At 64.2% G+C, this 20,835-nt stretch carries 23 protein-coding genes; 11 read left to right on the top strand and 12 right to left on the bottom strand.

The window, feature by feature from the left end; all coding sequences use genetic code 11:
* Positions 1 to 6 precede the first annotated feature (6 nt).
* Positions 7 to 1,716: an alpha-keto acid decarboxylase family protein gene (locus DB708_RS23230; RefSeq protein ID WP_409347625.1), complete on the bottom strand. Its 1,710-nt coding sequence runs from the start codon at positions 1,714 to 1,716 to the stop codon at positions 7 to 9.
* A gap of 65 nt (positions 1,717 to 1,781) precedes the next feature.
* Here DB708_RS23230 and DB708_RS23235 point away from each other — a divergent pair, with 65 nt between their 5' ends.
* Genes DB708_RS23235 through DB708_RS23250 form a run of 4 tightly spaced genes read left to right on the top strand, consistent with a single transcriptional unit; the run spans position 1,782 to position 4,315 of the window.
* Positions 1,782 to 2,225: an SRPBCC family protein gene (locus DB708_RS23235; protein ID WP_108925824.1), complete on the top strand. Its 444-nt coding sequence runs from the start codon at positions 1,782 to 1,784 to the stop codon at positions 2,223 to 2,225.
* Positions 2,226 to 2,230: 5 nt separating this feature from the next.
* Positions 2,231 to 3,310, top strand: a complete 1,080-nt coding sequence (locus DB708_RS23240) for a CaiB/BaiF CoA transferase family protein (RefSeq protein ID WP_108925825.1) — start codon at positions 2,231 to 2,233, stop codon at positions 3,308 to 3,310.
* 57 nt (positions 3,311 to 3,367) lie between these two features.
* Entirely contained in the window at positions 3,368 to 3,820 is a 453-nt protein-coding gene (locus DB708_RS23245; RefSeq protein WP_108925826.1) for an SRPBCC family protein, read from the top strand.
* Positions 3,821 to 3,862: 42 nt separating this feature from the next.
* Complete coding sequence (locus tag DB708_RS23250) at positions 3,863 to 4,315, top strand: SRPBCC family protein (protein ID WP_108925827.1); 453 nt, start codon at positions 3,863 to 3,865, stop codon at positions 4,313 to 4,315.
* On the opposite strand, the gene DB708_RS23255 is transcribed toward DB708_RS23250, so the two are convergent.
* The gene (locus tag DB708_RS23255; RefSeq protein ID WP_108925828.1) at positions 4,302 to 5,483 is read right to left on the bottom strand and encodes a pyridoxal phosphate-dependent aminotransferase; all 1,182 of its coding nucleotides are present in this window, start codon (positions 5,481 to 5,483) and stop codon (positions 4,302 to 4,304) included. The genes DB708_RS23250 and DB708_RS23255 overlap by 14 nt on opposite strands.
* A gap of 204 nt (positions 5,484 to 5,687) precedes the next feature.
* Between DB708_RS23255 and DB708_RS23260 the strand changes: the two genes are divergently transcribed.
* The 3 genes from DB708_RS23260 (at position 5,688) to DB708_RS23270 (ending at position 9,760) form a co-directional block, all read left to right on the top strand.
* Positions 5,688 to 6,899, top strand: coding sequence for an acetyl-CoA C-acetyltransferase (locus tag DB708_RS23260; RefSeq protein WP_108925829.1), 1,212 nt, complete (start codon positions 5,688 to 5,690; stop codon positions 6,897 to 6,899).
* Positions 6,900 to 6,903: 4 nt separating this feature from the next.
* The gene (locus DB708_RS23265; protein WP_108925830.1) at positions 6,904 to 9,048 is read left to right on the top strand and encodes a 3-hydroxyacyl-CoA dehydrogenase NAD-binding domain-containing protein; all 2,145 of its coding nucleotides are present in this window, start codon (positions 6,904 to 6,906) and stop codon (positions 9,046 to 9,048) included.
* A 76-nt stretch (positions 9,049 to 9,124) separates the two neighbouring features.
* Positions 9,125 to 9,760, top strand: coding sequence for a DUF3159 domain-containing protein (locus DB708_RS23270; RefSeq protein ID WP_235616909.1), 636 nt, complete (start codon positions 9,125 to 9,127; stop codon positions 9,758 to 9,760).
* A 44-nt stretch (positions 9,761 to 9,804) separates the two neighbouring features.
* Here the strand turns inward: DB708_RS23270 and DB708_RS23275 are convergent, their stop codons facing one another.
* Together DB708_RS23275 and DB708_RS23280 are read right to left on the bottom strand one after the other, a co-directional pair.
* Entirely contained in the window at positions 9,805 to 10,662 is an 858-nt protein-coding gene (locus DB708_RS23275) for an LLM class F420-dependent oxidoreductase (RefSeq protein WP_108925831.1), read from the bottom strand.
* 53 nt (positions 10,663 to 10,715) lie between these two features.
* A complete protein-coding gene (locus DB708_RS23280) occupies positions 10,716 to 11,918 on the bottom strand; it encodes an FAD-dependent monooxygenase (RefSeq protein ID WP_108925832.1) in 1,203 nt (400 codons plus the stop codon).
* A 70-nt stretch (positions 11,919 to 11,988) separates the two neighbouring features.
* Here DB708_RS23280 and DB708_RS23285 point away from each other — a divergent pair, with 70 nt between their 5' ends.
* Positions 11,989 to 12,525 carry a TetR/AcrR family transcriptional regulator gene (locus DB708_RS23285; RefSeq protein WP_108925833.1) on the top strand — a complete coding sequence of 179 codons (537 nt, stop codon included), beginning with the start codon at positions 11,989 to 11,991 and terminating at the stop codon, positions 12,523 to 12,525.
* A gap of 7 nt (positions 12,526 to 12,532) precedes the next feature.
* Here the strand turns inward: DB708_RS23285 and DB708_RS23290 are convergent, their stop codons facing one another.
* On the bottom strand, positions 12,533 to 12,769 hold the full coding sequence (locus DB708_RS23290) for a hypothetical protein (protein WP_133251045.1): 237 nt from the start codon (positions 12,767 to 12,769) through the stop codon (positions 12,533 to 12,535).
* 136 nt (positions 12,770 to 12,905) lie between these two features.
* Here DB708_RS23290 and DB708_RS23295 point away from each other — a divergent pair, with 136 nt between their 5' ends.
* On the top strand, positions 12,906 to 13,853 hold the full coding sequence (locus DB708_RS23295) for an LLM class F420-dependent oxidoreductase (RefSeq protein WP_108925835.1): 948 nt from the start codon (positions 12,906 to 12,908) through the stop codon (positions 13,851 to 13,853).
* A gap of 6 nt (positions 13,854 to 13,859) precedes the next feature.
* Here DB708_RS23295 and DB708_RS23300 read toward each other — a convergent pair whose 3' ends face one another.
* From DB708_RS23300 to DB708_RS23315, 4 genes are read right to left on the bottom strand one after another with little or no spacing between them, the layout of a single operon-like run.
* A complete protein-coding gene (locus DB708_RS23300) occupies positions 13,860 to 14,153 on the bottom strand; it encodes a putative quinol monooxygenase (RefSeq protein WP_108925836.1) in 294 nt (97 codons plus the stop codon).
* 18 nt (positions 14,154 to 14,171) lie between these two features.
* Entirely contained in the window at positions 14,172 to 15,188 is a 1,017-nt protein-coding gene (locus DB708_RS23305) for an ABC transporter substrate-binding protein (RefSeq protein ID WP_409347626.1), read from the bottom strand.
* Positions 15,185 to 15,922, bottom strand: a complete 738-nt coding sequence (locus tag DB708_RS27820) for an ABC transporter ATP-binding protein (protein ID WP_108925838.1) — start codon at positions 15,920 to 15,922, stop codon at positions 15,185 to 15,187. Before DB708_RS27820 ends, DB708_RS23305 begins: the two co-directional genes overlap by 4 nt.
* Positions 15,919 to 16,719: an ABC transporter permease gene (locus DB708_RS23315; protein ID WP_235616914.1), complete on the bottom strand. Its 801-nt coding sequence runs from the start codon at positions 16,717 to 16,719 to the stop codon at positions 15,919 to 15,921. The genes DB708_RS27820 and DB708_RS23315 overlap by 4 nt, the downstream gene beginning before the upstream one ends.
* A 242-nt stretch (positions 16,720 to 16,961) precedes the next feature.
* Here DB708_RS23315 and DB708_RS23320 point away from each other — a divergent pair, with 242 nt between their 5' ends.
* Entirely contained in the window at positions 16,962 to 17,375 is a 414-nt protein-coding gene (locus DB708_RS23320; RefSeq protein ID WP_108925839.1) for a Zn-ribbon domain-containing OB-fold protein, read from the top strand.
* A 14-nt stretch (positions 17,376 to 17,389) separates the two neighbouring features.
* Positions 17,390 to 18,535: a thiolase family protein gene (locus DB708_RS23325; protein WP_108925840.1), complete on the top strand. Its 1,146-nt coding sequence runs from the start codon at positions 17,390 to 17,392 to the stop codon at positions 18,533 to 18,535.
* Between the two features lie 147 nt (positions 18,536 to 18,682).
* Here DB708_RS23325 and DB708_RS23330 read toward each other — a convergent pair whose 3' ends face one another.
* The 3 genes from DB708_RS23330 to DB708_RS23340 form a co-directional block, all read right to left on the bottom strand.
* Complete coding sequence (locus DB708_RS23330; protein ID WP_165839900.1) at positions 18,683 to 19,102, bottom strand: RidA family protein; 420 nt, start codon at positions 19,100 to 19,102, stop codon at positions 18,683 to 18,685.
* 241 nt (positions 19,103 to 19,343) lie between these two features.
* The gene (locus tag DB708_RS23335; RefSeq protein WP_108925842.1) at positions 19,344 to 20,054 is read right to left on the bottom strand and encodes an alpha/beta hydrolase; all 711 of its coding nucleotides are present in this window, start codon (positions 20,052 to 20,054) and stop codon (positions 19,344 to 19,346) included.
* A 90-nt stretch (positions 20,055 to 20,144) separates the two neighbouring features.
* Positions 20,145 to 20,819 (bottom strand): RraA family protein, encoded by a 675-nt coding sequence (locus DB708_RS23340; protein ID WP_108925843.1) that lies wholly within the window; start codon positions 20,817 to 20,819, stop codon positions 20,145 to 20,147.
* Positions 20,820 to 20,835: the final 16 nt, after the last annotated feature.

The raw sequence follows: 20,835 nt of genomic DNA on the forward strand, positions 1-20,835 counted from the left end.
CTGCTATCAGCGGCGCTTGCTGCCGTCCGGCGACATGGGTGCAACGAGTTCGACCAGCAATGGCGGAATCTCCATGCGCGGCAAGACCACCTCGACGAGCACCATGCGGTCCTGATGTCCGGCCGCCGCGGTCAGCGCGTCGTCGAGTTCGCCGTAGGTTCGCGCGCTGAACGCCAGGTGATTGACCACCCCCAGCGCATTGGGAATGTCGGTCCAACTCCAGCTGGCGATGTCGTTGTAGGGCGCCGTCTCTCCGTGGATCGCCCGCTCGACGGTGTAGCCGTCGTTGTTGACCACCACGACGACGGGGGACAACCCTTCGCGAAAGAAGGTGCCGAGCTCCTGCACGGTCAGCTGCGCGGCGCCGTCACCGATCAACAACACCGTCCTGCGGTCTGGGTGCGCGACCGCCGCGCCGAGCGCCGCAGGCAATGTGTAACCGATTGAGCCCCAAAGGGGTTGGCCGATGAAGCTGACTCCCTTCGGTAGTCGGTGGTCGGCCATGCCATAGAAGGAGGTGCCCTGATCGGCGAGCACCACATTTCCGGGTGTGAGTGCGTCGCACAGCCGGTTCCACACCATCTCCTGGGTGAGGGGCTGATCACGGGCCGGTGGTTGCGCTCCGGCCTCGGGTTCTTGGTCACCGGCCGACGCCACCGGCGGTGAACTGATTCCGCGCTGCGCCAGGATCTCCGCGAGCGCGCCGAGCGCGGCATCCATTTCCAGCGGCGCGAACACGTGGCCGGCCACACTGCCCTCATATTGCCCGACGTCGATGGTCCGGGCCGGGTCGATGTGCTGGCTGAAGAAGCCGCTGACCATGTCGGTGAAGACCACGCCGGCGGTGACCAACACGGGTGCGTCCTCAATCGCGGTGCGTACCGGCGGCGCGCTGGCCGCGCCCGCATAGATCCCCAGGAAGTTGGGTGAGCTCTCGTCCAGCAGGCTCTTTCCCCACATCAGCGTGGCGTAGGGCACCACGTCGGCGGACAGCAGTGCCTCAAGCTCTTTGACCGCCTGCAAGCGATGAACCAGCAGATCGGCCAGCACTGTCAACCGGTTGTCGCCGATGAGTTCACGGGCCGCGTCGACGAACATCGACAGCGCGCGGGGACTGGTGCCGCCGGTGTAGCGGGGCAGCGGCGCTGCGGGCGGCTCGGTGGCAAACCGCGCCACGTCGGTGGACAGCAGGATGTAGCCGGGCCGCTTTTGCTCGCGCACCTCGGACAGCACCCGGTCAATCTCGCGGCGAGCCGTTGCCGGCATGAGATTGGCTTGTGCGCAGGTGATTTCGCGACTGATGCGGAGGAAGTGCTCGAAGTCGCCGTCGCCGAGCGAATGGTGCAGCGCCCGCCGGGTTCCCTGGGCGTCCTTAGAGGGGCCGCCGACGATGTGTACGACGGGCACATGCTCGGCATAGCTGCCGGCGATCGCATTGGTCGCCGAGAGTTCGCCCACGCCGAATGTCGTTACCACGGCCGACATTCCGCGCAGTCGTCCATACCCGTCGGCGGCGTAGCCGGCGTTCAACTCGTTGGCGTTGCCGACCCACCGAATTCTGCGATGCGCGACGATGTGGTCGAGGAATTCCAGGTTGTAGTCGCCCGGAACGCCGAAGATCTCCGAGACGCCAAGCTCGGCAAGACGGTCTAAAAGGTAGTCACCGATGGTGTAGTCGGATTCCGCGGAACTCACATCGGGCGTGTTATCAGTCACGAAGTCGACGGTACGCTCGGTCGAATTCGCCCCCGCCCGGACGCCGTTTCGCTATCGTGCGGGCCATGGCGATCAACGAAACCCGCGAAGTTGTTATCGATGCCAGCCCGGAAGAGATCCTCGATGTCATTGCCGATCTGGAGTCGGCGCCCGAGTGGTCGCCGCCGCATCAGAGCGTAGAAATCCTCGACCGCAACGACAACGGGCGGCCCATCAAGGTCAAGATGAAAGTCAAAGCCGCGGGCATCACCGACGAGCAGGTGATCGAGTACACCTGGGGCGACAACAAGGTGAGCTGGACGCTGATCAGCTCGGGTCAGCAGCGGTCACAGGATGCGTCCTACACGCTGATTCCGGACGGCGAGCGCACCAAAGTCAAGTTTCAGCTCAGCGTCGACCCGGTGGTCCCGCTGCCTGGCTTTGTGTTGAAACGCGCCATCAAAGGCACGGTCGACACCGGGACGGAGGGCCTGCGCAAGCGGGTGCTGCAGGTGAAGAAGGGTAAGTAGCCGCCGTGGCCAGTGCCGGGCCGTTGGCCGGCGTCAAAGTCATCGAACTCGGCGGCATTGGACCCGGGCCGCACACGGGGATGGTGCTCGCCGACTTGGGTGCCGACGTGGTGCGGGTGCGCCGGCCCGGCGGCCTGACGATGCCGGCCGAGGACCGCGACTTGTTGCACCGCGGCAAACGGATTGTCGACTTAGACGTCAAGACGCAGCCCGGCGTCCTCTTGGAGCTGGCCGCCAAGGCCGATGTGCTGCTGGACTGCTTCCGGCCCGGCACCTGCGAGCGACTCGGCATCGGACCCGACGACTGCGCGGCCGTCAATCCGCGGCTGATCTATGCCCGGATTACCGGCTGGGGGCAAGACGGGCCGCTGGCCTCGACCGCGGGTCACGACATCAACTATCTGTCGCAGACCGGCGCGTTGTCGGCGCTTGGCTACGCCGACCGGCCGCCGATGCCGCCGCTGAACCTGGTCGCCGATTTCGGCGGCGGTTCGATGCTGGTGTTACTCGGTATCGCCGTCGCGCTGTATGAGCGGGAAAAGTCGGGCAAGGGTCAGGTCGTCGACGCCGCGATGGTCGACGGGGTCAGTGTGCTGGCCCAAATGATGTGGACCATGAAGGGAATCGGCAGCCTGCGCGACAAGCGGGAATCGTTTCTGCTCGACGGCGGCGCCCCGTTCTACCGCTGTTATGAGACCTCCGATGGCAAGTACATGGCCGTCGGCGCCATCGAGCCGCAATTCTTCGCGGCGCTGCTGGGCGGACTCGGCTTGTCGCCGGACGACGTGCCGGGTCAGCTCGAAATCGGTTCGTATCAGCAGATGTACGACGTCTTCGCGCAGCGGTTCGCCGACCGGACGCGTGACGAGTGGACCCAGGTTTTCGCCGGCACCGATGCCTGCGTGACGCCGGTGCTGACGTGGGGCGAGGCCGCCACCAATGACCATTTGCGCGCGCGGTCGACGGTGATCACCGCTCACGGCGTAGAGCAGGCCGCGCCCGCGCCGCGTTTCTCCCGAACGCCGGCCGGCCCGGTCGGGCCGCCACCGGCCGCAACCACCTCGATCAACGAAATCAACTGGTAGCTAATAACTACTCCGAACACGTTCCGTGCGTGGGGTGGGGTTGCTAGGTTGAACTCAGTGGCTGTAAAAGCATCACGTGAATTCGTCGTTGATGCGCCGCTTGACGTGGTCATGGGGGCGCTCGAGGATGTCAACGTGCTGGAATCCTGGTCGCCGCTGCATAAAAGGATCGAAGTAATCGACCGTTATCCCGACGGCCGCGCACACCACGTGAAAACCACCATCCGGATTTTCGGCCTTGTCGATAAAGAGGTTCTGGAATATCACTGGGGCCCGGACTGGGTGGTGTACGACGCCAAAGGCACCTTCCAGCAGCACGGTCAGCACGTCGAGTACAACCTCAAACCCGAGGGTGTCGACAAGATGCGGGTGCGCTTCGATATCACCGTCGAACCGGCGGGGCCCATTCCCGGATTTGTCGTCCGCCGCGCGATGGAAAATGTCCTCAACGCCTCGGTGAAGGGGTTGCGTGACCTGATAATGCGCGGCGGTTCGGATAAGGCACCGTAATTTTCGGTTCACGGGAGCCGGCCGATTGCTAATTTGTAGACAGTGGCCATACGCGCATCGTCGGAGATCATTATTGAGGCGCCCCCGGAAGTAATCATGGAGGCGCTGGCCGACATGGACGCCGTGCCCTCGTGGTCGCCGTTGCACAAGCGGGTCGAAGTCGTCGACCGATATCCCGACGGACTGCCGCACCACGTGAGAATGACGATCAGAGTAAGCGGCATCGCCGATACCGAAATTGTCGAATATCACTGGGGCTCTGACTGGATGGTGTGGGATGCCCAGAAGACCGCCCAGCAACACGCTCAGCATGGCGAATACAACCTGCACCGTGAGGGCGACGACAAGACCCGGGTGCGATTCAGCCTCACCATCGAGCTCAGGGCGCCGCTGCCCGCGTTCTGGGTGCGCTCAGCGGGCAACAAAATTCTCTCTGCCGCGCTGGTGGGCTTGCGAAAGCGCGTGCTGGGTGACGAGGATTCTAAGCGGTCTTGAGTGCGGACAGTCTTTTGATCGCCTCGTCGAGAGTGTCGTCGCGCTTGCAGAAGGTGAAGCGCACCAGGTGATTCCACAGCTCCGAATGCGGTGCCGCGGGATCGCAGAAAGCCGTCATCGGAATGGCAGCCACGCCAACCTTTTCCGGTAGTGCCGCGCAGAACGTCGTGCTGTCGTCGTACCCGAGTGGGCGCGGGTCTGCGCAGAGGAAATAAGTGCCGCAGCTGTCGTGCACCGCGAAGCCGATGTCGGCGAGGCCCGCGGCCAGCCGATCGCGCCGGGATTGCAGCGAGCACCGGAGTTCGGCCACCCACGCGTCCTCGGTGTCCAGCGCCAGTGCCACCGCGGGCTGGAACGGCGCGCCGCCGACGTAGCTCAGATACTGTTTGGCTGCACGCACCCCGGCAATGAGTTCCGCTGGGCCGCAGGCCCATCCGATCTTCCAGCCGGTGCAGTTGAACATCTTGGCCGCGCTGGAGATGGTGATGGTGCGCTGCGCCATGCCGTCGAAACCGGCCAGCGGCAGGTGCTTGCTACCCTCGGGGCCGTCGAACACCAAGTGCTCGTACACCTCATCGGTGATCACCAAAAGGTCGGCCGCCACCGCGATCTCGGCGATTGCCTGCAGTTCGCTCGCGCTCAGCACGGCGCCGGTGGGGTTGTGTGGCGTGTTGACGATGAGCGCCCGGGTCGCCGGTGTCACCGCCCGCCGCAAGGCGTCGGTGTCCAGCGCGAAGCCGCGGCCGTCGGCGACCAGCGGCACGGCGACACGGCGCGCGCCGGCCATCGCGACTACCGGAGAGTAGGAGTCGTAGAAGGGCTCGATGAGCAATACCTCCGAGCCTGGCTCGACCAGGCCGATGACGGCCGCCGCGATGGCCTCGGTCGCGCCGACCGTCACCAAGACCTCGGAGTCGGGGTCGTACTCGAGGCCGAAGTGGCGCTTGCGCTGTGCCGCGATGGCGTGGCGCAGCGGCGCGATGCCGATCCCCGGCGGGTACTGGTTGGCACCGTCGGCGATCGCTTCTTGCGCCGCCTTCAGCAACGCCGGGGGCCCGTCTTCGTCGGGAAAGCCCTGGCCCAGGTTCACCGCGCCGATCCGCGCGGCCAGCGCCGACATTTCGGCGAACACCGTGGTCGCGTAGGGCCGCAATCGCGACACGGTCATGGTCGTCGAGCTTAGGGGTGCGCGGTGGGTGCTCGAGCGACGTGCCTGTGCAACACTCGTTGCCCAATGCCACCCGAGCGTGACTGCAGCGTCACGCTCAACGCTTCGACCAGCGTAGGCTTGGTCAACCAACAGGTTGGCCGGGAGCCCCTGTTAGGGTGCTGGTAGACGATCCGAACCCCCATTTTGTGAAGAGGAATCGACATGTCCGAAGAAGCCTTCATCTACGAGGCCATCCGCACACCGCGCGGCAAGCAACGCAACGGCTCGTTGAACGAGGTCAAGCCCGTCAACCTGGTCGTCGGGCTGATCGACGAACTGCGCACCCGGTTTCCCGACCTGGACGAGAACCTGATCAGCGACGTCATCCTCGGCGTCGTGTCGCCAGTCGGTGACCAGGGCGGTGACATCGCCCGCACGGCCGCGCTGGTCGCCAAGTTGCCCGAAACCACGGGCGGGTTCCAGCTCAACCGCTTCTGCGCCTCGGGGCTCGAGGCCGTCAACACCGCCGCGCAGAAGGTCCGGTCCGGGTGGGACGACCTGGTGCTGGCCGGTGGTGTCGAGTCGATGAGCCGCGTCCCGATGGGCTCCGACGGCGGCGCCTGGGCGACCGACCCCGAGACCAACTACCGTCTCGGCTTCGTGCCGCAGGGCATTGGTGCCGACCTGATCGCCACCATCGAGGGCTTCTCGCGTGAGGATGTCGACGCCTATGCGGCCCGCTCGCAGGAGAAGGCGGCCGCGGCGTGGTCGGGCGGTTACTTCGCCAAGTCGGTCGTGCCGGTGACGGACCAGAACGGTCTGGTCATCCTCGATCACGACGAGCACATGCGGCCCGGTTCCACTGTCGAGAGCCTCGGCAAGCTGAAGACCGCGTTCGACGGTGTCGGTGAGATGGGCGGCTTCAACGACGTGGCGCTGCAGAAGTATCACTACATCGAAAAGATCAACCACGTCCATACCGGCGGTAACAGCTCCGGCATCGTCGACGGCGCCGCGCTGGTGCTGGTCGGTTCCGAGGCCGCGGGCAAGTCGCAGGGCCTGACCCCGCGAGCCCGCATCGTGGCCACCGCCACCAGTGGCTCGGACCCGGTCATCATGCTCACCGGCCCGACCCCGGCAACCCGCAAGGTGCTCGACCGCGCGGGCCTGACGGTCGACGACATCGACCTGTTCGAACTCAACGAGGCGTTCGCGTCGGTGGTGCTGAAGTTCCAGAAGGACCTCAACATCCCGGACGAGAAGCTCAACGTCAACGGTGGCGCCATCGCGATGGGCCACCCGCTGGGCGCCACCGGCGCCATGATCACCGGCACCATGGTCGACGAGCTTGAGCGCCGCAATGCGCGACGCGCGCTGATCACGCTGTGCATCGGCGGCGGCATGGGTGTCGCCACCATCATCGAGAGGGTTTAAGGCCATGCCAGAGAACACCATTGCTTGGGACAAGGACGCCGACGGTATCGTCACGCTCACGTTGGACGACCCCACCGGGTCGGCCAACGTGATGAACGAGCACTACGCCGAGTCCATGCATAACACCGTCGAACGCCTTGTCGCAGAGAAAGATTCGGTTACCGGTGTGGTCATTACCAGCGCGAAGAAGACCTTCTTCGCCGGCGGTGACCTGAAGGCGATGATCAACCTCGGTCCCGAAAACGCAGGGGAGGCGTTCGACACCGTCGAGTCGGTCAAGCGTGACTTGCGTGCCCTGGAGACCCTGGGCAAGCCGGTGGTGGCCGCCATCAACGGCGCCGCGCTCGGCGGTGGGCTGGAGATCGCGCTGGCCTGTCACCACCGCATCGCCGCCGATGTGAAGGGCAGTCACCTCGGGCTGCCCGAGGTGACGTTGGGCCTGCTGCCCGGTGGCGGCGGCGTGACCCGCACCACCCGGATGTTCGGCATCCAGAACGCCTTCATGAACATCCTGTCGCAGGGCACCCGCTTCAAGCCGGCGAAGGCTAAGGAGATCGGCCTGGTGGACGAGCTGGTCGCAACGGTCGAGGAGCTGGTGCCCGCCGCCAAGGCGTGGATCAAGGCCAACCCCGATTCGCACACCCAGCCGTGGGATGCCAAGGGTTACAAGATGCCCGGCGGCACGCCGTCCAGCCCGGCATTGGCGGGCATCCTGCCGTCGTTCCCCGCGTTGCTGAAAAAGCAACTCAAGGGTGCGCCGATGCCGGCACCGCGGGCCATCCTGGACGCGGTCGTCGAGGGCGCGCAGGTGGACTTCGACACGGCCAGCCGCATCGAGAGCCGTTACTTCACCCAATTGGTCACCGGCCAAGTCGCCAAGAACATGATCCAGGCGTTCTTCTTCGACCTGCAGTACATCAACTCCGGTGGCTCCCGCCCCGACGGCATCGGCAAGACCCCGATCACCAAGATCGGCGTGCTGGGTGCCGGCATGATGGGCGCCGGCATCGCCTACGTCTCGGCCAAGGCCGGCTTCGACGTGGTACTCAAGGACGTCGACATCGAGGCCGCCAAGAAGGGCAAGGGCTACGCGGAAAAGCTTGAGGCCAAAGCACTTGAGCGTGGCAAGACCACCGAGGAGAAGTCCAAGGCGCTGCTGGCCCGTATCACGCCGGCCGCCGACCCCGCCGACCTGAAGGGTGTCGACTTCGTCGTCGAGGCCGTCTTCGAGAACCAGGACCTCAAGCACAAGGTGTTCCAGGAGATCGAAGACATCGTCGAGCCGAACGCGCTGCTCGGGTCGAACACCTCGACGCTGCCGATCACCGGTCTGGCGACCGGCGTCAAGCGGCAGGAAGACTTCATCGGGATCCACTTCTTCTCGCCGGTCGACAAGATGCCGTTGGTCGAAATCATCAAGGGCGAGAAGACTTCTGACGAGGCGCTGGCCCGCGTGTTCGACTACACGCTGGCGATCGGCAAGACCCCGATCGTCGTCAACGACAGCCGCGGATTCTTCACCAGCCGGGTGATCGGCACCTTCGTGAACGAGGCGCTGGCGATGCTGGGTGAGGGTGTCGAGCCCGCCAGCATCGAGCACGCGGGTTCGCAGGCCGGCTACCCGGCGCCGCCGCTGCAGCTGTCCGACGAGCTCAACCTGGAGCTGATGCACAAGATCGCGACCGCGAGCCGCAAGGGCGTCGAGGACGCGGGCGGCAAGTACGAGCCGCACCCCGCGGAGGCCGTCGTCGAGAAGATGATCGAGCTCGGCCGGCCGTCGCGGTTGAAGGGCGCGGGCTTCTACGAGTACGTCGACGGCAAGCGCACCAGCCTGTGGACCGGCCTGCGGGAGACGTTCAAGTCCGGCTCCTCGCAGCCGCCGCTGCAGGACATGATCGACCGGATGTTGTTCGCCGAGGCGCTGGAAACCCAGAAGTGTCTTGACGAGAACGTGTTGACGTCGACGGCCGACGCCAACATCGGATCGATCATGGGCATCGGGTTCCCGCCGTACACCGGTGGTAGCGCTCAGTTCATCGTCGGCTACTCCGGCGCGGGCGGTACCGGCAAGGAAGCCTTCGTGGCCCGGGCCAAAGAACTGGCCGCCAAATACGGCGACCGTTTCCTGCCGCCTGACTCGCTGACCTGACCCGGGTTTGCTGCGGTAGCGAGCGATTTCAGTTAACGTCCTCGTCGGGCGGGGCTCCGACGAGGAGGGTGTGCACATGCCCAATGGTCATGAGGTCGCCGACGGGAGTGCGCCACAGCCGGCTCGCCAGCCTGGTGCGCTGGAACGAATTGGGCAGAGCCCCATCGCGGGTTTTGCCCCGTGGATCATCTACGGGGTGGTCGCCAGTGGCAAAAGCACCTGGCTCTACGGTGCGCTCGCCGCGGCGGTAGCCGCGATTATCTTGGCGGGTCCGTCGATCCTTCGCGGCAGCCACAAGATGCTCGACCTGGTCACAATCGCATTCTTTGTGGCGCTCACTATCGCCGGGATCGCGACGGGTGCCAAGAACGACGACTGGATGGACACCTGGTCGGCCACCCTCTCGAGTGGGATCCTCGCGGCCGTGGCGTTGGGCTCGCTGGCGTTCGTGCCATTTACCGAGCAATACGCGCGCGAGTCCACCCCGCGCGAGGTGTGGGATCACCCCGCATTCAAGCGCACCAATCGGGTGCTGACGTTGGTCTGGGGTTTGACGTTCGCGGCCAACTCGGTGCTGGCGTTCGTCTCGGTCAAGGCGCCGGACACCGGCGACTGGACCGCCTGGGTTATCCCTACCGTGTTGCTGGTCACCGCCTTCAAAATCACCGCGAGCTACCCGGATCGGGTGCGGGCTCGCGCGTCTGGCAGCTAACGGACTCCGGGTGCCTTGCGTCTAGTGGCGCCGTTCGACAGCGTCTAAACCGCGGCGGCAATCCGGCGCCATTGTTCGCGGGGGAAGGCTTGCGGATCGGCCAGCAGTACCTGGACGCAGACGTGGTCGGCGCCGGCAACGCGATGCTCGTCGACCCTGCGAACGATGGCGTCTTCGTCGCCCCACGCGATGATCGCGTTGAACAGCCGATCGCTGACCTGTGTCAGATCATCTTCGGAGAACCCGCTGCGCAGCAGATTGTTGGCGTAGTTGGGAAGCGCCAAATAGGAACGCAGCCAGTCGGTTCCGACGCGGCGAGCCTCCTCCTCGCTATCGGTGAGGATGACCGTCTGTTCGGGTAGCAGCAACGGGCCTTCGCCCAAAGTCGAACGGGCACTTGCGGTGTGCTCGGGTGTGACCAGGTACGGGTGTGCACCGCGGGCACGGGTGGCCGACAAGTCCAGCATCTTCGGACCGAGCGCGGCGAGCACCCGGTTCTCGGTGGGAACTGGTTCCGGCGCGGCGTCCAGTCCGTCCAGGAATGCGGCCGTCGCGGCCAGCGGTTTGCGGTATCGCCCGGGCTCATCGGCGTCGATCAGCGGTGCGTGGCTGACGCCGATCCCCAACAGGAAGCGGTCCGGGTGCTCGCCGGTCAGCGCGGCGTAGCTTTCGGCCACGTCGCCGGGCGAGTGCATCCAGAGGTTCAGGATCCCGGTGGCGATGACGGTGCTTTTGGTCGCGCCAAGTAGCCGGGCGATCGCGTCGAACACTTGCCCGCCGACATCCGGAATCCACAGTGCTTTGAATCCCAGCTCGTCTAGTTCTGCTGCCGCGTCGGCGGATTCGGCCGGGTCACCGTAGCGCAGTTGACTGCTCCAAATCCCGACACCGGCAAGCTCCATCGCAGATCGTTCCTTTCGTGGCAGGCACCTGGGGTCCGCCGCCGCCATTGGCGTCAAACGACGGCGTACTCTTTGTACTCCATCGAGTCGTACAGACGGGCGCCGTTGGTGTTCATCTTGGCGATGGCTTTGCTGACACCGGCGGGGAGTACCGAGATCAGCCGAGCGGCGCGGGTCAGCGCCCAGACTCCGGCTCGCGAGCCTGGGACGATGGTCTTGGCGGCCGTGCGTGCAAAGGCACGGCTGCGCCGGACCGCGTCGGCCATGGCCCGTTCGTAGGCCGGGAACGCTCGCGTGTAATCGCCTTTGGCTTCTGCCAATTCACCGGCCAGCACATAGGCGCCCAGCACCGCGATGCTGGTGCTGCCGCCGACCGCCGGCCCCGGGCAGTACCCGGCGTCGCCCACCAGTGCCACCCGCCCACGCGACCAGGTGTCCAACTCCAGCTGGATGATCGAGTCGAAGTAGAACGTCGGTGCGTGGTCGAGCTCCGCGAGCCAACCGTCCACCGCCGTATCCATGCCGACAAAGGTTTTCCGCAATAACTCCTTCTGCCACAAGACATCTCGGTAGCCATACTGCAGTTCTTCCTTGCTGCGGAACATGAACAATGCCCGTGCATCATCCAGCGGTTGCGCCGTGTAGATCCCCGCCATCCGGCCGGCGCCCATGTGCACGGCCATTTCCCCATCGTGGGCAAGCGATTTCGGCACCGACTCCACCGCCAGGTAGCCGCCGAGGAACCTGGTGCGCCCGGCGTCCTCGCCGAAGACCAGGCGCCGGACGTTGGAGTGCAGACCGTCGGCGCCGATCACGATGTCGAACGTGCGTGGCTTGTTGTGCTCGAAGGTGACGTCACCGTCGGGCGAGATGGACGTGATCGAGTCGCCGAAGAGGTACTCGACGTCACTGCGACCCGCGAGGTAGTAAGCCTCGCTGAGATCGTCGCGCATGATCTCGACGTGCCGGTCGGATGACGCACCGAACACTTTCGCCAGATCGACGTGCGCCGGGCGCGCGACGCCCTCGCGATACATGGTCAGCTCGTTCGTCCCGGTGGCGAGCGCCTCGATCTGTGGCAGCACACCCATTTTTGCCGAGATCTCCATGGCCGGGCGGAACAGGTCGACGGCGTGGCCGCCCGTCTTCCGCAGTTGGGTCGCGCGCTCGACGATCGTGACTTCGAATCCGTGCCGGGTAAGCCAGTACGCCAGTACGGGGCCAGAGATGCTCGCCCCCGAGATGAGAATCCGCATGTCGACCTCCTTGGAGTTAGGTGACCCTAACATAGCACTTACCTATCGGTAAGTCAGCTAAAATTTTCGAGTGACGAGACCGCGGTCGGATACCCGTCAGCGCATCCAGGAGGTCGCCCGGGAGCTGTTCCTTCAACATGGCGTGCAGCGGACCAGCCTGCAGGACATCGCGGACCGGCTGGGGATCACCAAACCCGCGTTGTACTACCACTTCACTTCCCGCGAAGACCTGGTGCGCAGCATCGTGATGCCGTTGATCGAGGACGGCGAACGATTCGTCGACGAGCAGGAGGGCCGCCGCGACAGCGATGCCCGCGAATTGCTGGAGGGCTACTTCGATTTCCACTTCCGGCACCGTCAATACATCGTGCTGATGCTCACCGAACTGACGATGCTGGCCGACCTCGGCCTCATCGACAAGGTGCTGGCGTGGCGCGATCGGCTGGGCAAGCTGGTGTTTGGGCCGCGGCCAACGCTGGCGCAGTCCACCCGCGCGGTAGTGGCTTTCGGCGGCCTACAGGACTGCTGCCTACAGTTTCCGGACACCCCCTATGAGGCGTTGCGCGCGACCTCGGTCGAAGCGGCGCTCGCCGCGCTGGGCGTATGACGCTGGGTTACGTTCCCGCCCCGCTCGCGGTGCTTTGGTCCTGCGCATTCTGCGTGAAGATATCGCCGGAAGTCTGACCGTTGTCATTGACGCCGCCGTTGTCGTCGACGTTGACGATGCGGGTGCCGGACGGACCGGACGCCGCAGGTGTTGCGGGGCCGCCCGGCTGCGCGCCGCCGAACAGTGCGAGTGCCGCGACGGCCGCGGCCCCGGCCAGTGTCACCGGGATCAACCTGTTTGCCATGCATTCATTTACCGCCCGGTTCTCAGGTGCACGCTGGGCGCTTTATATCCATCCACTGTGAGGTTCCGGCTGGCACCGTCGGAAGCTAGAGTCGCTAACTATGCGCTTTGGTTTCTTCATTCCGCAGGGCTGACGGATGGATTTGGTAGGCATCGATCCCGCGAAACACTGGGCGGTGATGCGGGACTTGGCCGCCTACGCTGATGCCAGCGCCTGGGACTCGGTGTGGGTGTACGACCACTTCCACACCGTCCCGATGCCGAGTGCCGAAGCCACGCACGAGGCCTGGTCGTTGATGTCGGCCTACGCCGCGACCACGTCGCGGGTCAAGCTCGGCCAAATGTGCACGGCGATGAGCTACCGCAATCCGGTTTACCTGGCCAAGGTGGCGGCCACCGCCGACATCATCTCCGGCGGCCGCATCCAGATGGGTATCGGTGGCGGCTGGTACGAACACGAATGGCGTGCTTACGGTTACGGATTCCCGTCGGCCGGGGTGCGGTTGGGCCGGCTGGACGAAGGCGTGCAGATCATGCGCGACGCCTGGCGCGACGGCAAGGTCAGCCTCGACGGCAAGCACTACCAGGTCGACGGTGCGATTGTCGAGCCGAAACCGCTGCAGGACAACGGTATTCCGCTATGGATTGCCGGCGGGGGCGAGAAGGTGACGCTGCGCATCGCCGCCAAGTACGCGCAGTACACCAACTTCACGCCCGAGCCCGAGGCCTTTGCCCACAAGTCGGAGGTGCTCGCGAGGCATTGTCAGGATCTGGGCACCGACTTCGACGCCATCGTGCGCTCGGCTAACTTCAGCGCGATCGTCGGCACCTCCGAGGCCGACGTCAAGGACCGGCAGGCGCGGATACTCGACCGGATCTCCCGCTACGTCCCCCAGGCAGCGGCCGAGGCGATGCTGTCTGGCGGCTCCGAGGGGGCAACGGGCACAACGGAACAGGTCATCGAGCGCATCGCCAAGGTCCGCGACCTGGGCTGTGAATACGCGATCTGCTACTTCCCCGAGGCGGCCTACGACCGCTCCGGCATCGAGTTGTTCGAGCGCGAAGTCATTCCCGCACTGAGCTAGGCGCGCTCAGATATCGGTGGTGGTGTACCTCGTCTTGACCGGAGGTGCGGCCAGCAGGGGAGGCAACTGAGTCACCTTGCCTTCGCCGGCGCGGAAGGCGCGGTAGGCCTCGTCGTGCTCGACCGACTCCCAGATTTCGTAGACCAGCCAGTGCGCTTCGTCGTCCTCGTTGACCAGCACGTCGGTGCGGACGTTACCCTCGAACCCGCGGGTGACTTGCAGCGTCCGGCCCATCAGTTCGCGCCCCGCGCCGACCTCTTCGGGTTTGAATTTGAGCTCGAGTATTACCGTGACCGTCATCGTCGTCTCCTCGTATCGTCACTGTGCGCCGCTCGCCGCGAGCACACTGCTGAACCTACGGTCGACCCATTTTGCGAACTGCGGCGCCTCCGGAATCTGGTCGGCGGCGGCGAACAAATCGGCCAGGCGTTGTTCGGCGGCGACCACCTTGTCGTCGAGGGGGATGGGTAGTCGCAGCTGGTGACTCTGAGCGAGTTCGGCGTTTTTGATGTCCAGGCCCACCGCGTTGGCGTACTTGCTGGCCCACTCCGGCGGACTCTCCCGCGCCCACTGCGCCGCCCTGTTGTAGCGGATCAACAGATCGGCCAGCGCGGTGTTGCGTTTGGGATCGGTGAGTGCCCGAATGGAGGCACTTGCGAACTGGTAGCCGTTTTCGGCGGTCCCGATATTGCGCACCTTCAGCGTGAGAGTGGCTTGCGACGTGTAGGGCTCCCAGATGACCCAGGCGTCGCCTTGTCCGTTGGCGAATGCCGACAGCGCATCGGCGGGCTGCAGGAACACCAGCTTCACGTCTTTTGGCTTCAGGCTCGTATCGGCAAGGTGTTCAAGCACGTTGGCGTGCGCGGAGCTGCCCTTGGTCACCAGGATTGTCTTGCCCCTTAGATCGGGAACGCTGGCAATCGGGGAACCGGCGCGCACCAGGATCTGTTCGCCGATCTCGGCGCCGTCCCACACCGAAACCACCCGGGTCTTAGAGTTGGCCGCGGCACCGAAGACGGGTGGGGTGTTGCCGGTGATCGCGAAGTCGATCTTGCCGGCGGTCAGTGCCTCGATCTGCGGCGGTCCCGAGGTGAATGTCGAGAACGCGATCTTGTAGGGCAGCTGGTCTAGAGCACCAGCCGCGCGCAGCAGCGCTTGGGTGCCGCCTTTCTGATCACCCACTTGCAGGGTCACCCCGGCGAGCTCCGACACTGGGACCGGCGGCGGCGATGCGATCAACTGCGGTCCCAAAGACCGTGACACACATGCCGGCAAGCTCGCGACGAGCAGCAGCACCAGGGCGGCGCGAATGCCGATGCGGCGTGTGGCCGTCAAAGCCGAACGCCGAGCTTGTCGAGAAGGTGGGCGCGGTATTGGTCGTGCTGCGCGGTGCGCTCCGACGCTGTGGGCCGCGGTGTTCCGATTTCGATGGTGTGCGCAACCCGGCCGTCCTCGAGCACCAGCACCCGGTCGGCCAGCTCGATGGCCTCGTCGACGTCGTGTGTGACCAGCAGCACGCCGAACCCGTGATCGCGCCACAGGTCGAGTAGTAGCGCCCGCATGGAAAGCCGGGTGAGTGCATCCAGCGCGCCGAACGGCTCGTCGAGCAGCAGCAGCTGGGGCTCGGCGACTAGTGCCCGCGCCAGCGAAACACGTTGTGCCTGACCGCCAGACAGCGTCAGCGGCCATGCGCCCGCATGGTCGGCAAGGCCGATCTCGTCTAGCGCCCGCTGCGACCGACCCCGGGCAGCGTGGTGCGACAGGCTGGTGCGGTTGAGGCCGTAGCGCACATTGGTCCACACGTCGCGCCACGGGAACAGCCGCGGCTCCTGGAACGCGACGGCCGGCGCGCCGACGACCTCGCGGTCACCGGTGTGATCGGCGGAAAGGCCTGCCAACACCCGCAATACGGTCGATTTGCCACATCCGCTGCGGCCAACCAGCGCGACGATCTCATGTGTGCGGATCTCGAAGGAGATGCCGTCGAGAACCTTCCGATTGCCGTACCACTTGTCGATATTAGTGAGCCTGCCCACCACGGCGGTCTGTCGTTCCGATGTCACTGTCATGTGCGATACCTCAGGGCTCGATGTTCGAGAGCTCGAACGATGGCATCGGTTCCGATGCCGAGCAGCGCGTAGATAACCAAGCAGAAAATGATGATGTCGATACGCAAGAAGTCGCGGGCGTTGTTGATCAAGAACCCAATGCCCTTGTCCGCGTTGATCTGTTCGGCGACGATCAGCGTCAGCCACGCGATGGCCAGCGACTGCCGCAGCCCGACTAGAACCTGTGGTGCCGCACTCGGCAGGATGATGACGCGCAGGCGCTTCCATAGCGAAAAGCCAAGGACATCAGCGGTTTCCAGCATCTTGGAGTCGACCTGCTTGATCGCGGACACGGTATTGAGGTAGAGCGGGAAGCTGACTCCGAGCGCGACCAGCAGTACCTTAGGTAGCTCGCCGATGCCGAACCACAGAATGAACAACGGGATCAAGCCGAGGTGCGGCAGCGCGCGCACCATCTGTAGGGGCGGGTCGACGGTCGCCTCGAACCACCGCGACAACCCGACGGCCACCCCCAAGGCAACGCCGACCACGCCGCCGAGCAGCAGGCCTTCGATTACGCGAAGCCCGGACACCTCGAGGGCCTCGGCGAGCTTTCCGTTGCGGATCAGTTGCAGGCCGGCATCGAAGATGAGCTGTGGGGCCGGCAGCACGTCCGCAGGGATCAGGCCGGTCGCGCTGAAGAGCTGCCACAACACCACCAAAACCAACGGGGACGAGATCCGGATGATGGCCCACCGGCGCTGCCTGCGCGGCTTGGCGACCGCGGCTGCCGGCAGTGCTTCGGCGCCCGTCTCGATGGGTGTGCTCACGATTATTGGAAGGACCTTTGCGGAGATTCGCGAATGGGACGGCAGCGGCGGCGCCCGGTCAAACGCTAAGCGGGCCCGGCTTGCACCTGAAGGGTTTGGCTCCGGGTGACGGGAATGGCCACCACCGGGCATGCGGATGAGAATGCCATTTCCACTTTTCGGAAAGCTGTTATACGGTTCAGTCAGAATTGTTCTTTGGCCCACCGTGGACGTTCCTGGAGGATCCCTCAATGCAGAAGGCACTCGCTCCCGAGATCTCGACCTGGCCCGATGAGAACCCGCAGCTGATCGGCAGCCGGTGCGGTGATTGCAGTGCCACCACCTTCCCGGTGCAGCAGCGGTGCCCGCGGTGCAGCGGCGGAGCGATGAGCGAGGTGCTGTTGCCGCGGACCGGAACCGTGGTGGCCTGGACCACCCAGGGGTTCCCGCCCGGGGCGCCTTACGCCGGCCCAACCGGCAAGGACTTCGTGCCGTTCGGCGTGGGCCTGGTCCAGCTCGGCGACGTGATCCGCGTCGAGGGTCGGCTGACCGAGAATGACCCGGCCAAACTCCAATTCGGCCAACAGGTCGAGCTCACCATGGTGCCGTTCACCACCGACGCGGATGGCAACGAGATCATCACGTTTGCTTTCCAGCCGGTCTAGCAAGGAGTCTCGAGATGACTAACGACGTAGCCATCATCGGCGTGGGCCTGCACCCCTTCGGCAGGTTCGACAAGACCGCCATGGAGATGGGCGCCGACGCCATCCAGTTCGCGCTCACCGATGCCGGTGTCCAGTGGAAAGACATCCAGTTCGGCTTCGGCGGCAGTCACGAGGTGTCCAACCCGGACGCGGTGACCCGATTGGTCGGGCTGACGGGCATCACCTTCACCAACGTCTTCAACGCCTGTGCTACCGCTGCCAGTGCCATTCAGCAGACCGCCGACACCATCCGGTTGGGCAAGTACGACATCGGTATCGCCATCGGCTTAGACAAGCATCCGCGTGGCGCCTTCACCGACGACCCCGCCAAGCTGGCACTGCCGCAGTGGTACGCGCAGAATGGGCAGTTCGTCACGACCAAGTTTTTCGGGATGAAGGCCAACAAGTACCTGCATGATCACAACATCTCTCAGGCCACCTTGGCCAAGGTTGCCGCCAAGAACTTCCGCAATGGCGCGCTGAACCCGAATGCGTTTCGTCGCAAGCCAATTCCTGAAGAAGAGATCCTCAACTCGACGGTGCTCAACTATCCGTTGACGCAGTACATGTTCTGCGCACCCGACGAGGGTGCCGCGGCCGTCATCATGTGCCGCGCTGACATCGCGCACAAGTTTACCGACAAGCCGGTGTACGTGCGCGCCTGCGAGATCCGCACCCGCACGTTCGGCGCGTACGAGGTGCATGCCACCTTCGCGCCGTTGGATGAGGACGTCTCACCGACGGTTTACGCGTCCAAGGCGGCCTACGAGGCCGCGGGCATCGGGCCCGAGGACGTCGACGTCGCTCAACTGCAGGACACCGACGCCGGCAACGAGGTCATTCACATGGCCGAGACGGGCCTGTGCGCCGACGGTGAGCAGGAGCAGCTGCTGGCCGACGGTGCCACCGAGATTCACGGCTCGATGCCGGTGAACACCGATGGCGGGCTGATCGCCAACGGCGAGCCGATCGGCGCGTCGGGGCTGCGTCAGATGCACGAACTGGTGCGTCAACTGCGCGGCGAGGCGGGCGATCGCCAGGTTCCCGGCAACCCGCGGGTTGGATTGGCGCAGGTGTACGGCGCTCCCGGAACCGCGTCGGCGACGATCCTGTCGCTCTAAATCGCCTGTTCTAGAAGGCTATCCGCGTCGCCGATGATGCTGCCGTAACCCTACCCGGCCGGACAGCGCTACCGGCGCGCGGCGAGCTGAGATCGAATAGCTTTAGTGTTCAGCGTATCTCGAAATCTATGGTGTCGATATGCGTCGTTATTCGTCCAGACCGGAGCCGATGTATGCAACGGCCACGAGTTCGATTCGGCCATGCGGCAGCGCTACCACCTGGTATGTCGACCGCGGTGGAAACGGCGCCGCAAAGAACTCGGCTTGTACCGCATTGAGGGTTCGGAGGTCGCCCAAGTCTGTCAGCATGGCAGTGAGCATGACGATGTCCTTGAGGCTGGCACCAGCCTCCAGGCAAATCGCCTCGAGGTTGCGGAAGGCTTGGCGGATTGCCACTTCGGGGCTCTCGTCGATGACACGTTGCTCGTGCTGATTGGTGGCGAGCGTACCCCCAATGTAAACAATGTGGCCGACCCGCACGGCTTGCGAGAAGTTGCCGATGTTAATGCCCGTGTTGTCGGGGGCATCGGCGGCGTGGATGAAATGCTGTGTTGGAACGTTTTTCATAACATCATTGATACCAATACCGTTTGCTGCCGTCAATCGTTGATTGATGTGAATTGTATTGCACCGCAACATATTTCACGCTATCCATTCCGAATCCACGCTTACGGGAACGACGGCGCCGGCGCCGATTGATTTCTGCAGTTCCGCGCATTGGGCAACGCGGCAGCAACGAAGGTTCGGACTAGGCGGCCGGGCCGCGGTCCTTGGGAGCCGCAGACGGCTTCGCGGTGGCTATGCGTTGCTATATCAGTCCGTGAATGAAAGCGCTTATAGCGGATGCTACTTCGTTCTTGTCATAGTCGATGGTCGCGAGATGCCCTCCTTTGTCGAGAAGTACTGTCGACGTGTCAGGCATGGTCGCGCAAAGATGGTCTGCTGCGGCAGTCGCGTCGAGAACGTCGTCGTTGCGGCTTGCCAAAATGAGAGTGGGGATCTCGATGGCGGATAGCGAGGGCTGAACTTCGTCGACAGCGTCGAGCGCTGAGAGGAAGGATTCAATGGGAACGGCTCCGTAATCCGCGGCTGAGACTTGGGGATCCTTGATATCTCCCCCGAAAGGCGAAAGCAGAGTCTCGCCCATGGCTGCCGCCTGCCGAAGCTGCTGCTTCAAATCTGGTGTGGGGCAAATCAGAGGGTTGATGAGTACGAGGCCGCGAATCTGTTCTCGCAATGGTGTAGCAAGTGTTAGAGCGAGAGTGGCGCCCATCGAGAGTCCGATCACTACCAGAGATTTTGATCTCTCAAGCGTCTCTGCTGCGGCACATTGAGCTTTGGTGAACCAGTCGTCCCACGTGCTGCCATACATATCGGCAAGGACCGTGCCGTGGCCGGGCAGTGTTGGTGTCGAGCAGAAATAGCCGAGCCGCGACAGGTATTCGGGCAGCTCACCGAAAATTCTGGGGTTCCCGGTGAGTCCGTGTAGCAGAAGGATTGCCGGTTTTGAGGGGATCATGGTTGTACTCCTTTGAGATTCCGACCATCGGGCGTTGACCGTCCGCTGGGGATGTGGCTACTTTCGGGTAACTCCTACCGAATGTTCGGATCAAACATGTCCGAATCTGGTAAGGCAATCCTGCAGAGAGTAACCCTCGGCGATTGCTTGTCGCACAAGCACTTCGATGTTAGTGAGCTCCTCGGCTCGGATAAGTACGGGGTCGATCAGCTTTGCCGGGATGACTAACGCGCCGTCGGCGTCTGCGTGAATGAAGTCACCAGGATTCACAGCGACGTGACGGGTGGTTGCCCCGGGCAGGTAGACGGGCTGGTTGTAGTCGGTGACTTTCCATCGTCCGATTGACTGAATGGGCGATCGGTAGCGACCAAACACGGGAAAGTCATGTTTCCGTAGCCATTTGAGATCACGTACGCCGCCGTCGACGATTGCTCCGACAGCGCCACGTTCGGCCATGCCTAGGGCAATCAGTTCTCCGAAGTAGCAGATACCAACGCCCGCTCCCGACCATACGGTGATGTCACCCGGGCATATGTCGGCACATGCTGCCATTTTGGTGGGGTCGCCATCGCCGGTGTAGGGCAACATCGCACCCGAAATCGTGAATGCCCATCCGGCAAGCGAGTCTCCCGCCAATGCGCCCAACGCTGGGTCGAGACCTTGGTCGTGGTAACCGAGTTCATCGAGGACATCCCCCACGTTCGCCGTATCGATTGCCAGGAACCGTGTTCGGATTGTTTCGCGTTCTTCAGCGGTGGTGTTCATCGATGAGTGGGTCCTT

This window comes from Mycobacterium montefiorense (assembly GCF_003112775.1).
Classification (GTDB): Bacteria; Actinomycetota; Actinomycetes; order Mycobacteriales; family Mycobacteriaceae; genus Mycobacterium; species Mycobacterium montefiorense.